Consider the following 12,607-nt stretch of genomic DNA (forward strand, 5'->3'; position numbering starts at 1 on the left):
GACCAGCTCTTGCCTGCCGTGCGGCGCGCCATCGCATCGGGCCGTCCGGCCTGCGTCAACGTGCGGATGGAAGGCGTGGCGGCGCCCGTCGTGGCGCGCCGCTGAGCGACACGGCCGCGGCGCGCCCGGCGCTCAGCCCAGCGCGCTGCGATAGACCAGGCCGAGTCCGGCCATGACGAGGACGCCCCATACCGCGTGGATGACCTTCGCCGGCGCGATGCGCCGGTGCAGCCAGCCGCCGGCGAGATAGCCGGCGATCGCGCAAGGCATCAGCACGGCCGCYAGCACGAAGATGGCGGTATTGGCGTACAGTCCCGCCGCCGCGAACATCGCCAGCCTTGCGAAAGCGGTCAGCACGATCAGCGTGCTGGTGGTGGCCCTCAGCTGCCCGGGATCGCGCAGCCGGCCGGCCAGGTAGATGGTGTAGACGGGGCCGCCGGTGCCGAACAGCGCGGTCAGCACGCCGCCGGCGAGGCCGAACGGCACCGACAGCCGCGGATCCAGTTCACTGTAGCCGCGCTTGAACAGCAGGCTCCATGCGGAGTGCAGCAGCACGAACAGGCCAAGCACCAGCAGCAGCGGGCGTTCCGGCGCATGCATCAGCAATGCCAGGCCGCACGCCATGCCGGCCAGCACGCCCGGCACCAGCCGCCGCAACTCTGCCGTATTCACCTGCCGGCGGCTGCGCAGGCCCAGCAGCGTTCCGGCGACCAGATCGAAGAACAGGATCATCGGCACGGCCGTGCGCAACGGCACGATCTGGGTCAGCAGCGGCATGGCCATGATGGAAGAGCCGAACCCGGTGAGCCCGAATATCGTATAGGCCCAAATGACGATCGGCACCAGGCAGGCAAGCTGGAACAGCGACAGGTGCGTCTGCGACAGGAGGAATTCGGTCAGCAAGATGGGCAGCCGATGGGAAGGGGACGGGGGCGGGAGGGATCCGGCGCTGCGAAGCGTGCCCCATCATATGGGTCGCTCACCCTCACGTCAACCACATCATCTATATGACATGGGTGATTGGAGAAGCCTCGCGCGGTCGCCGGGGCCGGCGCCGCGCGGGCCTCGCCGCAAGGCGTGCACAATGCCGGCTGTTGCTTCGGGCACGGGAATCGGGAAAGGAACATGGAACTTCGACAGCTACGCTATTTCGTCCAGGTGGTGGAACTGGGCAGCATGGGCCAGGCGGCGCAGAAGCTGGGCGTGGTCACCTCCGCCCTGAGCCAGCAGATCAGCCGGCTGGAGAGCGAGCTGTCCACGCGGCTGCTGCAGCGCACCTCCAGTGGCACCGTGCCCACCGACGCGGGCCTGGCCTTCTGGCGCCAGGCGCAGCTGGCCATCCGCCATGCCGATGACGCCGTGCGCGCGGCCCAGCTCGCGCGCCTGTCCGGCCATGTGAGCGTGGGCATGGCGCCCAGCACGATCGCCGTGCTCGGGCTGCCCTTCATGCTGGCCATGCGCGAGCGCTATCCCGATATCCGCCTGCACCTGGTGGAGAACCTGTCCGGCAACCTGGCCGCGATGATCGGCGCGCGCCAGCTCGACCTGGCCGTGCTGTTCCAGATCGAGGGCAGCCAGCGCTGGAGCGTGACGCCGCTGCTCGAGGAACGCCTGTTCGTGATTGCGCGCACGGGCCAGGCCGGCATGCCCGCGGGCGCGCCGGTGGAGCTCGAACAGCTCGGCGCCCTGCCGCTGATCCTGCCAAGCAGCCCGCATGGCCTGCGCGCCCTGCTCAACAAGGCCTTCGCGCGCAGCCGGCACCAGCCCAATGTGGTGGCCGAGATCGACGGCCTGGCGATGCTGATGGACGCGGTGCGCGCCGGCCTGGGCGCCACCATCCAGCCCGGCGCGGCGGTGGCGCGGCTGCTCGGCGAGCCACTCGACATGATCGAGATCGCCGACGGCGGCGGCGCCAGTGGCACGAACGGCGCGGTGTGCCGGCCCAACATGCTGGTCAGCCTGTCCGACGACGAGCTATCCCCGGCCGGGCTGGCGGCGCGCACCGTGCTGGCCAGCGTGACCCGCACGCTGGTCAGGGAAGGCCGCTGGCCCGGCGCCACCCTTCACGAATCCTGAAGACCCCTTGCCGTAACGTGACTGGCGCCGCCTCGCCGCGCTTCGTACAGTCACGCCACCATCGCGCCGCGCCGGCGCATGCCCTGCATTGGCCCGGCGCCGCGCGCACGCGCGGCAGCCGGCCCGCGCGCCGACGACAAGAACCATCCCTCCAGGAGACACCATGCAGTCCACCGCCCGCCGCGCCGCGCTCGCCGGCATCCTCGGCACCATCCTCATGTCGGCAGGCGCCGCCTCCTTCGCGGCGGACCCGTGGCCCGCCAAGCCGGTCACGCTGGTGGTGCCCTTCGCCGCCGGCGGCACCACCGACATCATCGGCCGCACCATCGGCCAGAAGCTCGGCGAGGCGCTGCGCCAGCCGGTGGTGGTCGACAACCGGCCCGGCGCCGGCGGCACGCTCGGCGCCGGCATCGTGGCGCGCGCCCAGCCGGATGGCTACACCCTGCTGCTGGCCACCGTGGCGCACACCATGGCGCCCGGCATCTACAAGACCCTGCCCTACGACTTCACCAGGGACCTGGACCCGATCGGCCTGGCCGCGCTGACCCCCAACGTGCTGCTGGTCAACCAGTCCATCCCGGCGAAGACGGTGCCCGAACTGATCGCCTACATCAAGGCGCATCCCGGCAAGGTCAACTACGGCTCCGCCGGCACCGGCAGCACCGAGCACCTGTCCGGCGAGCTGTTCCGCTCGATGACCGGCACCGATATCGCCCACGTGCCCTACAAGGGCGGCGCGCCGATGATGACCGACCTGATCGCCGGCCAGATCCAGATGGCCATCGAGACCAGCCCGTCGGCCGCGCCCCATGTGCGCAGCGGCAAGGTCAAGGCGCTCGCCGTGACGACGGCCAGGCGCTCCGGCGCCTACCCCGGCGTGCCCACGCTGGACGAGAGCGGCGTGAAGGGCTTCGAGGTCACCACCTGGTACGCCGTGATGGCCCCGCACGGCACCCCGCCGGCCGTCGAGCAGCGCATCGGCGCCGAACTGGCGAAGGTGCTGAAACTGCCGGAAGTGCAGAAGCGCTTCGAGGAACAGGGCGTGACCGCCGGCGACATGACGCCCGCGCAGCTGGCCGGCTTCATTCGTGCGGAGACGAGCAAATGGACCAAGGTGGCCAAGGAGTCCGGCGCCAGCGCGGAGTGAGATGAACGCGGTGCGTCGCGGGCGGGGGCGGGGGCCAATGCTGTCCAACGCGCTGGCGCTGAAGAAGGCGCCCGCCGCGCTGGCGAACTTCGATGCCGCCGCGATGGCACGGCAACTCGGCGCGACGGTGCGCACGCACCAGGTGGTCGGGCGCATCCGTGCGGAGGCGCATGCCGTCGAATCGCACGGCACGGCGCTGGAATACAGCCGGCTGGTGCTGGCCGTGGGCGCCGATCCGCGCCGGCCGCCGCTGCGGGGCACGGGCGCCGCCGACGTGTTGTGCATCAACGACCTGCGCGACTACGCGCGCTTCCGCCTGGCGCTGGCGAACTGCCGCTCGGTCGCCATTCTCGGCGCCGGGCTGATCGGCTGCGAATTTGCCAACGACCTGGCCTCGGCCGGCTTCGTCGTGTCGCTGATCGACCCCGCCGCCGCGCCGCTGTCGCGGCTGCTGCCGCAAGCCGCCGGCCATGTCTACGCGCGCGGCCTGCACCGGCACGGCGTGCGCATGCTGCTCGGGCGCAGCGTCAGCACCATCGAGCACGAGGGCTGGGCTACCGCCTGACGCTGGCCGACGGCGGCACGCTCGATGCGGATCTCGTGGTGTCGGCCATCGGGCTGGCACCGCGCACCGCGCTGGCGCGCGCGGCGGGCATCGACACCGGCCAGGGCATCCGCACCGACGCCTGCTGCCGCACCAGCGCGCCAGATGTGTATGCCCTGGGCGATTGCGCCGAGATCGAAGGCAAGGTGCAGCCTTATGTGCTGCCGATCACGCACGCCGCGCGCGCGCTCGCGCGCACGCTGTGCGGCGAGCCGACGCCGGTGGTGTTCCCGGTGATGCCGGTCAGCGTGAAGACGCCCGCGGTGCCCGCCGTGGTGGCAGCGCCCCCGCCGGGCAGCGGCGACTGGCTGGTCGAACAGGCCGCCGGCCCGGTGGACGAATCACTGCGCGCGCTCTGCACCGATGCCGCGAGCGGCCAGCTCGTCGGCTTTTCGCTGCTGGGGAGCGCGGTGCAGGAACGGGCGGCCCTGACCAGGCGCATGGAGGCACGGAACTGAGCTGCCGGCATGCGCGGCGCATCGTCCGAAGGCTGTCAAGTCCGCGGTGCCGGGATCGGGTCTTTCCTGCCAGGCACGCACACCTGTGCAACCAGGCCCGCCAGGCATCGGGCGCCAGGCTGACGGCGCGCCGCCTGCTGGCGGCCGCCGCGCCGCCGTCCGGCGCGAGTGAGGCGGCGGCGCGACGGCCCGCACGATAAAGCCATGCCGTGCGGCGAAACACCTCTATACTGGATGAAATGCTGCACCACAGCATTTCCCGGCCCGCGTGGCCATCCAAACGGAGGCAGGCATGTCACTCTGCGATCTATGCATCACGCAAGTGGACCGACCCGGCCATTTCCCGCCACACCCCCGGCTGGCCAAGGTCACCATGCTGCGCGAAGCCATGCGCGGCACGGGCTTTGTCTACCGCTGCGAGGCGTGCGGGCAGACCCTCGTGTTGTCCGCCGCGAACGAAGACGCGCCGGACCGCTGGACGCTGCTCGATAGTCCGCAGCGCTGAGCCGGGCCAGCCACCGGCGCGCGTGCAGGCGCCCCGTGCCCGCACGCGCGCTGCGCTCAGCCGCGCAGCGCGCGCCGCAGGATCTTGCCCGACCCGGTCTTGGGCAGGTCGTCCACGAACGCCACCAGCCTTGGCACCTTGTAGGCGGCGAGCCGCGTGCGGCAAAACGCCAGCAAGGCCTCTTCCGTGACGACGTGCCCGCGGGCGGGAACGATGAATGCCTTGGCCAGCTCGCCCTTCAACGCGTCGGCCACACCGACCACCGCCGCCATCGCCACGGCGGGATGCTCGCACAGCACACTTTCGAGTTCGGCCGGATAGATATTGAAGCCACCGGTGATGATCATGTCCTTGAGGCGGTCGACCACGAAGATATAGCCGTCGCTGTCCATGTACGCGAGGTCGCCGGTATGCAGGAAACCCTCGGCGTCGATGGCCTGCGCCGTGGCATCCGGGCGGTTGAGATAGCCGTCCATCGTCAGCGGCCCCTTGAGCACCAGTTCGCCCACTTCATGCGGCGGCAGGACGGTGCCGGCGGCATCGGCGCGCACGATGCGCGCCTGCATGAAGGGCAGCGGGATGCCGATCGAGCCGAGCCGCCGCGGGCCGAGCAGGCAATGGGTGGTGCCCAGGCCGCCCAGCTCGGTCATTCCCCACAGCTCAAGCAGTGGTGCGCCGAAGCGCGCCTGCACTTGCTCCATCTTCGCCACCGGCATGGTCTGGCCGCCCACCGTGCAGCGCGTGAGCGAACTGATGTCGTAGTCGCCGAACTGCGGATAGTCCAGCAGGTACATGTACATCGTCGGCACGCCTTCGAAGAGGGTGGCGCGATGCGTGGCGATACTCTGCAGCACCACTTCCGGCCTGAACACGGCGTGCAGCACGAGCGTCATGCCATACGCCATCGCGCAGTTCATGACGATGTTGCCGTACACGTGCGACAAGGGCAGCGCGCTGACCACGGTATCCGCCTCGGTTCGCCCGTGCATGGTCGCGGTCATGGCGGTGTTCATCAGGATCGACCGGTGCGAGAGCACGGCGCCCTTGGGCTTGCCGGTGGTGCCCGAGGTGTAGCCGATCGTGCTGATCTCGCCGAGGCGGTCCTGGTCCAGGCGCAGGCCCGGGTCGGGCGGCGTGCCGGTCCAGTCGGCGAACGCTTCCATGCCTGCCGTGGTGCCCTGCAGCGAGACCAGTGCCGGGCAGGCCTCGCCCAGCGCCTCGCGCAGCGCCAGCAGCTTGTCGCCTTCCCCGAACACCACCGACGCGCCGCAGTCGCCCACCGCGTAGGCCGCCTCCGGCGCTGTCAGCATCAGGTTGAGCGGGTTGGCGATGCAGCCCGCCTTGAGGATGCCGTAGTAGGCCACGATCCATTGCGCGCAGTTGGGCGCGTAGAGCGAGATCGTGGTGCCATGGCCATGTCCGCGTTGCAGCAGGCGGGTGGCCACGCCGGACGACAGGCGGTCCAGTTCGGCAAAGGAATAGCGTTGCCCGTCGGCCACCAGCGCCGTCTTGTCGCCGAAGCGCGCGGCAGCCTGCGCGATCAGCGCGCCGAGTGAAGTCTCCATCATCGTCTCCGGTTGGCCGCGCGCGCGAATTCCCGCAGAATATGCGGCGGAACGCTTCGCGTCATGCCATGGCTGGCATTGCGCGCGTCTTCGATGGTTGCCACTCTAGGCATGGGCGCGGCGCAAGTCTGTCCCGTGCGCAACAATCCGCGGCAATCCCGCGCCGGAGCCGGCCGACACACAAGCCAACCCCGCAAGCCATGGACACGATCGACCAGTTGCTACTCACCGCGCCGTGGTTCGGGGCGCTCGACCCCGGGCTGCAAGCGCAGGTGCGCGCCGGAACCAGCCTGCGAGTGGTAGCGCCGGACGGCTACGTGTGCCGGCGCGGCGAGCCGAGCCATTGCTGGTTCGGCGTGGTGGACGGGCTGGTCAAGGTGTGCAATACGTCGAGCGAAGGCCGGCTGATGACGTTCGCCGGCATTCCGGCCGGCGCCTGGTTCGGCGAGGGCACGGTCATCAAGGCCGAAGCCTGGCACTACGACGCCGTCGCGCTGCGCACCTCGCGCGTGGCGTGCCTGCCCGCCGCGCTGTTCTTCAAGCTGCTTGACTGCAGCATCCCCTTCAACCGCTTCCTGCTCGAACACGTCAACGAACGGCTCGGCCAACTGATGGCCATGGTCGAGAACGACCGCCTTACCGAGCCCGTCCTGCGCGTCGCCAACTGCCTGCTGGCGATGTTCAATCCGCGCCTCTATCCCCTGGGCAAGGCCGAGATACCGCTGACGCAGGAAGAGATCGGCTATCTGTCCGGCGTCACGCGGCAAAAGGTCAATCTTGCCGTGCGCCGGATGGAGACGCATGGCCTGCTGGCGATCACCTACGGCCGCGTCACGGTGATCGATCTGCCCGGGCTGCGTGCCTTTGCCGCGCAGGCGGCCTGACCGGCGCCCGGCGACGCCTTCCGGGAAGGGCGGTCAGCCGAAGGTGAAGACGAAGGCCTGGACACCCGGGTCGAGGAAGCGGATCTCGAAGGTGCGTTCAGCGACCTCGCCCGACTGGCGCACGAGCTGGTAGAGGCGCGTCTGGGTGACGGTGCCGTTGCCCGCCGCGTCGATATCGGCACCGTGGCTTTCTGCCGGCGCCTTGCCGTCCACCTTCACCTGGAAGCGCACCGGCTTGCCGTCGGCGCCCGCGCCAAGGACCAGATGGAGATCGCGCGCGCGGAACCGGTAGGTGATGCCGCCATTCGCCCGGTTCAGCGTCGCCTGCTCGGCGCCCACCGTCCAGTTCCCGTCCAGCCCCCAGCGATTGAGGCGCGGAGCGCCGATGGTGTAGTTCCGCGCGACATCGCTCGTCAGTCCTTCGGGCGAGGCAAAGTTCGACGCCTGCTGATAGCCGATGTAGGTCTCGGCCGAGCGCACGTTGTCGAGGTCGGGTGCGGCCTGCGCACCCGTGGCGTCCGGCGTCACGGCAGGTGTCGCGGCCTTCGCGGCGCCCGCTTCGGCAAGCAAGTCCTGGATGACCTTCTCGGCCTTGTCGTAGTCGCCCTCGCCGAACTGGTGATAGCGGATCCGCCCCTTGGCATCGACGAAGTAGATGGCCGGCCAGTAGTGATTGTCGAATGCACGCCAGATCTTGAAGTCGCTGTCCACCGCGACGGGATAGCCGATACGGAAGCCATCGATCGCCTTGCGGATGTTTCCGGCGTTTCGTTCGAAGGCGAACTCGGGCGTGTGCACGCCGATCACGGTAAGGCCCTGGTCCTTGTACTTTTCCGCCCAGGCCCGCAGGTAGGGGATGGTGCGAATGCAGTTGATGCACGAGTAGGTCCAGAAATCGACCAGCACGACCCTGCCGCGCAGTTGCTCGCTCGTCAGCGGCGGCGAATTAAGCCACCCCACTGCGCCATCGAGCGACGGCAACGATCCCTCGACCGGCAAGCCGCTGCGAAACGCGGGGCGCGCGTCGGCGGCGACCCGCATGATGCCGTCGCGCACGCGCGCGGCCGTCCTGGTCGACGGCGGCTTTGCGTGCGCGGGGAAGGTATCGAGAAGCGCCTGCTCGAACCTGGCCGTGCCGGCGTTCGAAAACCGCGCAAGCAGCCCGGTATCCGCACCCAGCCCGATGGCTGCGACACCGCACAGGACCGCCGCGCCGAGGCCCCGGCGCACCCATTCGCCGGCACCCAGCGATTGCTTCATGGCGGTGAAGACCCGGCCGCCGATCAGCAGCGCAACCGCGAGCGACGTTGCCGCGCCCGCCGCATAGGCCACAAGCAGCAGCGTGGTCTTTGCGTTGGCGCCGTGCAGCGCCGCGCCGGTCAGCACCAGGCCGAGGATCGGCCCCGCGCAGGGCGCCCAGAGCAGGCCGGTGGCAATGCCGACCAGCAAGGCAGCGCCGGAGGTCGGCGCCTGCGACGTCCCGCCCGTCGATTTCATCAAGCGGTTGGCCAGCGCGACGACCGGCTGCGTCAGCGCGCCGGCAAGCCGTGGCGAGAGCAGCGTGACACCGGACACGGCCAGCAGCGCGAGCGCGGCGTAGCGTCCGTATTCGTTGGCCTGCACCACCCAGCCGCCGCCGACCGACGCCAGGGTGGCGACGAGGGCAAAGGTCATGGCCATGCCGGCGAGCATCGGCAGCGTGCTGCGCACGAAGGGCTGCTGCGCGCGCGCAAAGACGAACGGCAGCACCGGCAGGATGCACGGGCTGAGTATCGTCAGCACACCCCCGAGATAGGCAACGGCCAGAAGCGTAATCATGATCGTCCTTTTTGCGTGAATGCTGGGAGGCGCGGCTGTATCCCGGCCATGCATGTATGAAACACCACCGACATATCCCCGATGTATCGGGATCGGCCGCACGCGTATGGAAGTGTGCGCGGCGCCCCGGCAGATACATTGCGATACAAAGAGAAGCGCTTACAATCCCCGGAAACAGTCCGCGTTGACGCATTTCCCGGGCCGCTGCCAATCCGTATCCAATCCACGTCGAAGGTGCTTACGATGGACCCTCATATCGATCACATCCTGATCGTCGATGACGATCGCGAAATCCGGGAACTGGTCTCGACCTATCTCACCAAGAACGGGCTGCGCGTCACCGTCGCACCCGACGGCCGGCACATGCGGGCTTTCCTGGAGGCCAACACCGTCGATCTCATCGTGCTCGACCTGATGCTGCCCGGCGACGACGGCCTGGTCCTGTGTCGCGAACTGCGTGCCGGCAAGCACAAGGCGACTCCGGTGCTGATGCTGACGGCGCGCAGCGACGAGACCGATCGCATCGTCGGCCTGGAGATGGGCGCCGACGACTATCTGGCCAAGCCGTTCGCTGCGCGCGAGCTGCTGGCCCGCATCAAGGCCGTGCTGCGCCGCACCCGCATGCTGCCGCCGAACCTCCAGGTGAGCGAGGCCGGCCAGCTGCTGAGCTTCGGCACCTGGCAGCTCGACACCTCCGGCCGGCACCTGATCGACCAGGAAGGCACGGAGGTGGCGCTCAGCGGCGCCGAATACCGCCTGCTGCGCGTATTCGTCGATCATCCGCAGCGCGTGCTCAACCGGGACCAGCTCCTGAATCTCACGCAGGGGCGCGAAGCGGAACTGTTCGAGCGGTCCATCGACCTGCTGGTCAGCCGGCTGCGCCAGCGCCTTTGCGACGATGCGCGGGAGCCGGCCTACATCAAGACCGTGCGCAACGAGGGCTACGTCTTTTCCATGCCGGTCGAGATCACCGAGATCCGCCGATGAACGCCATCCCCGTGCCCCGGCGGTTCCTGCCCTGGCCCCGCACGCTGGCATCGCGGTTGTTCCTCATCCTTCTCGGCGGCCTGACGATTGCCTATGGCCTGTCCTTCGGCGTGGTGTTCCTGGAGCGCTACGTCACGGCCAGGGCGATGATGCTCGGCACGCTCGAGACCGACGTGGCGACCTCGATCGCCATTCTGGACCGCCTGCCGGCCAACGAGCGGGCAGACTGGCTGTCGCGGCTCAACCGCGGAACGTATCGATATGTGCTGGGCCCGGGCTTGCCCGGCGTCCCCGACCTCACCAGCCGGGGGGCCGACATTGCCGCGCGGATCCAGGACGCCGGCGGCCAGCGCTTTCCCGTCAAGGTCGAATCCATACCGGGCGACGGCAAGCGCCTGCAGGCCCACCTGACCCTGAGCGACGGCAATCCCCTGACGATCGACGTGCACCCCGCCGCCATGCCGCTGGCACAGTGGCTGCCCTATGTCCTGATCACGCAGCTCATTCTTCTGGTGCTTTGCTGCTGGTTCGCGGTGCGGCTGGCGATACGCCCGCTGGCGGACCTCGCCAATGCCGCCAATGCGCTCAACCCGAACAAGCAGGCACCGCGGCTGAGCGAAACGGGGCCAAGCGAAGTGGCGCATGCCGCCACGGCCTTCAACGCCATGCGGGACCGCATCGCCCACTATGTCGAGGAGCGGGTCCAGATCCTGGCGGCGATCTCGCATGACCTCCAGACCCCGATCACGCGCATGAAGCTGCGCGCCGAAATGGCGGAGGACTCCGTCGAAAAGGACAAGCTGGTTCAGGACCTGGCCGAGATCCAGCGACTCGTCCAGGAAGGCCTGGCCTATGCGCGCAGTACGCATGGCGATACCGAGAAGCCGTCCCGCATCGACATCGGGTCCTTCATGGAGAGCCTCGCCTACGACTACCAGGACACCGGCAAGGCCGTGACCATGGCGCAGAAGCTCGACGGCACCATCCTGACGCGTCCCCACGCCCTGCGCCGCATCCTCACCAATCTCATCGACAACGCCTTGAAGTTCGGCGGCTCCGCGGAGCTCTGCGCGCAGACAGATGCGCAAGGCTCGGTCATCATCAAGGTGATGGATCGCGGGCGCGGCATTCCCGAGGCGCAACTCGAGGCCGTCATGCAGCCCTTCTTCCGCCTGGAACAGTCGCGCAGCCGCGAGACCGGCGGGACCGGGCTCGGACTGGCCATCGCGCACCAGCTTGCGCTTGCGATCGGCGGCTCGCTCAAGCTGAGCAACCGCGAAGGCGGCGGGCTCTGCGCGGAAATCACCATCCCTTGCGCAACGCCTTGACCCGCGGCGCCGGGCCTCGCTGAAATGCCCGCGCCTGATCAGTACCGGTCGACTTCGACGACTGCCTCGGCGAAGGCCTGGGGCGCCTCTTGCGGCAGGTTGTGCCCGATGCCCTTGATGATCCGGTGCGTCCGTTTGCCGGTGAACATCTTCGCGTAGGCGGTACCGTCCGTAGCCGGCGCGACGCCGTCCGAATCGCCGTCCAGGGTGATCGTGGGCACGCCAATGGCGGGACCCGCCGCGAGCCGCTTTTCCAGCTCGTCGTATTGCGGATCGCCCTCGGCCAGGCTCAGCCGCCAGCGGTAGTTGTGGATCACGATGCTGATGTAGTCCGGGTTGTCGAAGGACGACGCGGCGCGATTGAACGTGGCATCGTCGAAATCCCACTTCGGCGAGTTGACCTTCCAGATGAGCTTGGCGAAGTCCTTGCGGTTTGCCTCGTAGCCGGCCTTGCCGCGCTCGGTGGCGAAGTAGAACTGGTACCACCATCCCCATTCGGCCTTCGGCGGCAGCGGCACCTTGTTGCGTTCGCGGTTGTTGATCAGGTAGCCGTTCACCGAGACCATGGCCTTGCAGCGCTCCGGCCAGAGCGCCGCGATGATGTTGGCCGTGCGCGCGCCCCAGTCATAGCCAGCGAGGATCGCGCGCTGGATCCCGAGGGCATCCATCAGGGCGATGATATCGAGCGCGACCACCGCCTGCTGGGCATTGCGCTGCGTCTGGGCGGAGAGGAAGCGCGTGGTGCCGTGCCCGCGCAGATGCGGCACGATCACCCGGTAGCCCGCCGATGCCAGCATGGGCGCCACGTCGACGAAGCTGTGGATGTCATAGGGCCAGCCGTGCAGGAGGATGACCACGGGGCCGTCGGCGGGGCCCGCTTCCGCGTAGCCGACATTCAGGACGCCGGCATCGATCTGCTTCAAGGCGCCGAACGATGTATTCGTACCCGGCTTGATGGCGGGCAGGCTTGCCGGTGCTGCCTTGCCGGCCTGCGCCCGGGCGGAGCCGGCCAGGCCGAACTGGGCGGCGGCGATAGTCATGGCCGCAGTCCCGAAGATGCGGCGGCGAAGGTGGTTGATTTCATCCGACATTCTCTCTCTCCCAATGGATTGCACTCGGACCGCAGAATAGGCATGCCGTGTATCCGGCATATTTCCGCGGCCCGGCGCGATTGCATGCGCATGTAGCTTTTGCGCCTCCGGATACATGGCGCTACAAAGGCCCAAGCCGACGGC

12 protein-coding genes are annotated in these 12,607 nt (G+C 68.8%); 8 read left to right on the forward strand and 4 right to left on the reverse strand.

Annotation, left to right across the window (positions count from 1 at the left end; genetic code table 11):
- Positions 1 to 132: 132 nt before the first annotated feature.
- On the reverse strand, positions 133 to 903 hold the full coding sequence (locus AC1DO7_RS08870; RefSeq protein ID WP_441613673.1) for a sulfite exporter TauE/SafE family protein: 771 nt from the start codon (positions 901 to 903) through the stop codon (positions 133 to 135).
- 222 nt (positions 904 to 1,125) lie between these two features.
- Here AC1DO7_RS08870 and AC1DO7_RS08875 point away from each other — a divergent pair, with 222 nt between their 5' ends.
- The 5 genes from AC1DO7_RS08875 (at position 1,126) to AC1DO7_RS08895 (ending at position 4,790) form a co-directional block, all read left to right on the forward strand.
- Positions 1,126 to 2,076 (forward strand): LysR family transcriptional regulator, encoded by a 951-nt coding sequence (locus AC1DO7_RS08875; protein WP_441613674.1) that lies wholly within the window; start codon positions 1,126 to 1,128, stop codon positions 2,074 to 2,076.
- A gap of 163 nt (positions 2,077 to 2,239) precedes the next feature.
- The gene (locus AC1DO7_RS08880) at positions 2,240 to 3,223 is read left to right on the forward strand and encodes a Bug family tripartite tricarboxylate transporter substrate binding protein (protein WP_441613675.1); all 984 of its coding nucleotides are present in this window, start codon (positions 2,240 to 2,242) and stop codon (positions 3,221 to 3,223) included.
- A gap of 37 nt (positions 3,224 to 3,260) precedes the next feature.
- The gene (locus AC1DO7_RS08885) at positions 3,261 to 3,788 is read left to right on the forward strand and encodes an FAD-dependent oxidoreductase (RefSeq protein WP_441643142.1); all 528 of its coding nucleotides are present in this window, start codon (positions 3,261 to 3,263) and stop codon (positions 3,786 to 3,788) included.
- 38 nt (positions 3,789 to 3,826) lie between these two features.
- Positions 3,827 to 4,285, forward strand: a complete 459-nt coding sequence (locus tag AC1DO7_RS08890; RefSeq protein ID WP_441613677.1) for an FAD-dependent oxidoreductase — start codon at positions 3,827 to 3,829, stop codon at positions 4,283 to 4,285.
- Positions 4,286 to 4,577: 292 nt separating this feature from the next.
- On the forward strand, positions 4,578 to 4,790 hold the full coding sequence (locus AC1DO7_RS08895) for a hypothetical protein (RefSeq protein WP_441613678.1): 213 nt from the start codon (positions 4,578 to 4,580) through the stop codon (positions 4,788 to 4,790).
- A gap of 56 nt (positions 4,791 to 4,846) precedes the next feature.
- On the opposite strand, the gene AC1DO7_RS08900 is transcribed toward AC1DO7_RS08895, so the two are convergent.
- Complete coding sequence (locus AC1DO7_RS08900) at positions 4,847 to 6,358, reverse strand: class I adenylate-forming enzyme family protein (RefSeq protein ID WP_441613679.1); 1,512 nt, start codon at positions 6,356 to 6,358, stop codon at positions 4,847 to 4,849.
- A gap of 197 nt (positions 6,359 to 6,555) precedes the next feature.
- Here AC1DO7_RS08900 and AC1DO7_RS08905 point away from each other — a divergent pair, with 197 nt between their 5' ends.
- Positions 6,556 to 7,239, forward strand: a complete 684-nt coding sequence (locus AC1DO7_RS08905; RefSeq protein WP_441613680.1) for a Crp/Fnr family transcriptional regulator — start codon at positions 6,556 to 6,558, stop codon at positions 7,237 to 7,239.
- 33 nt (positions 7,240 to 7,272) lie between these two features.
- On the opposite strand, the gene AC1DO7_RS08910 is transcribed toward AC1DO7_RS08905, so the two are convergent.
- On the reverse strand, positions 7,273 to 9,054 hold the full coding sequence (locus tag AC1DO7_RS08910) for a cytochrome c biogenesis protein DipZ (protein WP_441613822.1): 1,782 nt from the start codon (positions 9,052 to 9,054) through the stop codon (positions 7,273 to 7,275).
- 246 nt (positions 9,055 to 9,300) lie between these two features.
- Here AC1DO7_RS08910 and AC1DO7_RS08915 point away from each other — a divergent pair, with 246 nt between their 5' ends.
- Together AC1DO7_RS08915 and AC1DO7_RS08920 are read left to right on the forward strand one after the other, a co-directional pair.
- Positions 9,301 to 10,044: a response regulator gene (locus AC1DO7_RS08915; protein WP_441613681.1), complete on the forward strand. Its 744-nt coding sequence runs from the start codon at positions 9,301 to 9,303 to the stop codon at positions 10,042 to 10,044.
- Positions 10,041 to 11,372 carry a sensor histidine kinase gene (locus AC1DO7_RS08920; RefSeq protein ID WP_441613682.1) on the forward strand — a complete coding sequence of 444 codons (1,332 nt, stop codon included), beginning with the start codon at positions 10,041 to 10,043 and terminating at the stop codon, positions 11,370 to 11,372. The genes AC1DO7_RS08915 and AC1DO7_RS08920 overlap by 4 nt, the downstream gene beginning before the upstream one ends.
- A gap of 38 nt (positions 11,373 to 11,410) precedes the next feature.
- On the opposite strand, the gene AC1DO7_RS08925 is transcribed toward AC1DO7_RS08920, so the two are convergent.
- The gene (locus tag AC1DO7_RS08925) at positions 11,411 to 12,463 is read right to left on the reverse strand and encodes an alpha/beta fold hydrolase (protein ID WP_441613683.1); all 1,053 of its coding nucleotides are present in this window, start codon (positions 12,461 to 12,463) and stop codon (positions 11,411 to 11,413) included.
- Between the last annotated feature and the right edge of the window lie 144 nt (positions 12,464 to 12,607).

It is taken from the genome of Cupriavidus sp. 05N40, assembly GCF_056397305.1.

Excerpts from the sequence above, each read along its gene's own strand:
- AC1DO7_RS08905 (WP_441613680.1), top strand. The coding sequence starts at position 6,556 with ATGGACACGATCGACCAGTTGCTACTCACCGCGCCGTGGTTCGGGGCG.
- AC1DO7_RS08925 (WP_441613683.1), bottom strand. The coding sequence starts at position 12,463 with ATGTCGGATGAAATCAACCACCTTCGCCGCCGCATCTTCGGGACTGCG.
- AC1DO7_RS08875 (WP_441613674.1), top strand. The coding sequence starts at position 1,126 with ATGGAACTTCGACAGCTACGCTATTTCGTCCAGGTGGTGGAACTGGGC.
- AC1DO7_RS08880 (WP_441613675.1), top strand. The coding sequence starts at position 2,240 with ATGCAGTCCACCGCCCGCCGCGCCGCGCTCGCCGGCATCCTCGGCACC.
- AC1DO7_RS08915 (WP_441613681.1), top strand. The coding sequence starts at position 9,301 with ATGGACCCTCATATCGATCACATCCTGATCGTCGATGACGATCGCGAA.
- AC1DO7_RS08895 (WP_441613678.1), top strand. The coding sequence starts at position 4,578 with ATGTCACTCTGCGATCTATGCATCACGCAAGTGGACCGACCCGGCCAT.
- AC1DO7_RS08885 (WP_441643142.1), top strand. The coding sequence starts at position 3,261 with ATGCTGTCCAACGCGCTGGCGCTGAAGAAGGCGCCCGCCGCGCTGGCG.
- AC1DO7_RS08920 (WP_441613682.1), top strand. The coding sequence starts at position 10,041 with ATGAACGCCATCCCCGTGCCCCGGCGGTTCCTGCCCTGGCCCCGCACG.
- AC1DO7_RS08900 (WP_441613679.1), bottom strand. The coding sequence starts at position 6,358 with ATGATGGAGACTTCACTCGGCGCGCTGATCGCGCAGGCTGCCGCGCGC.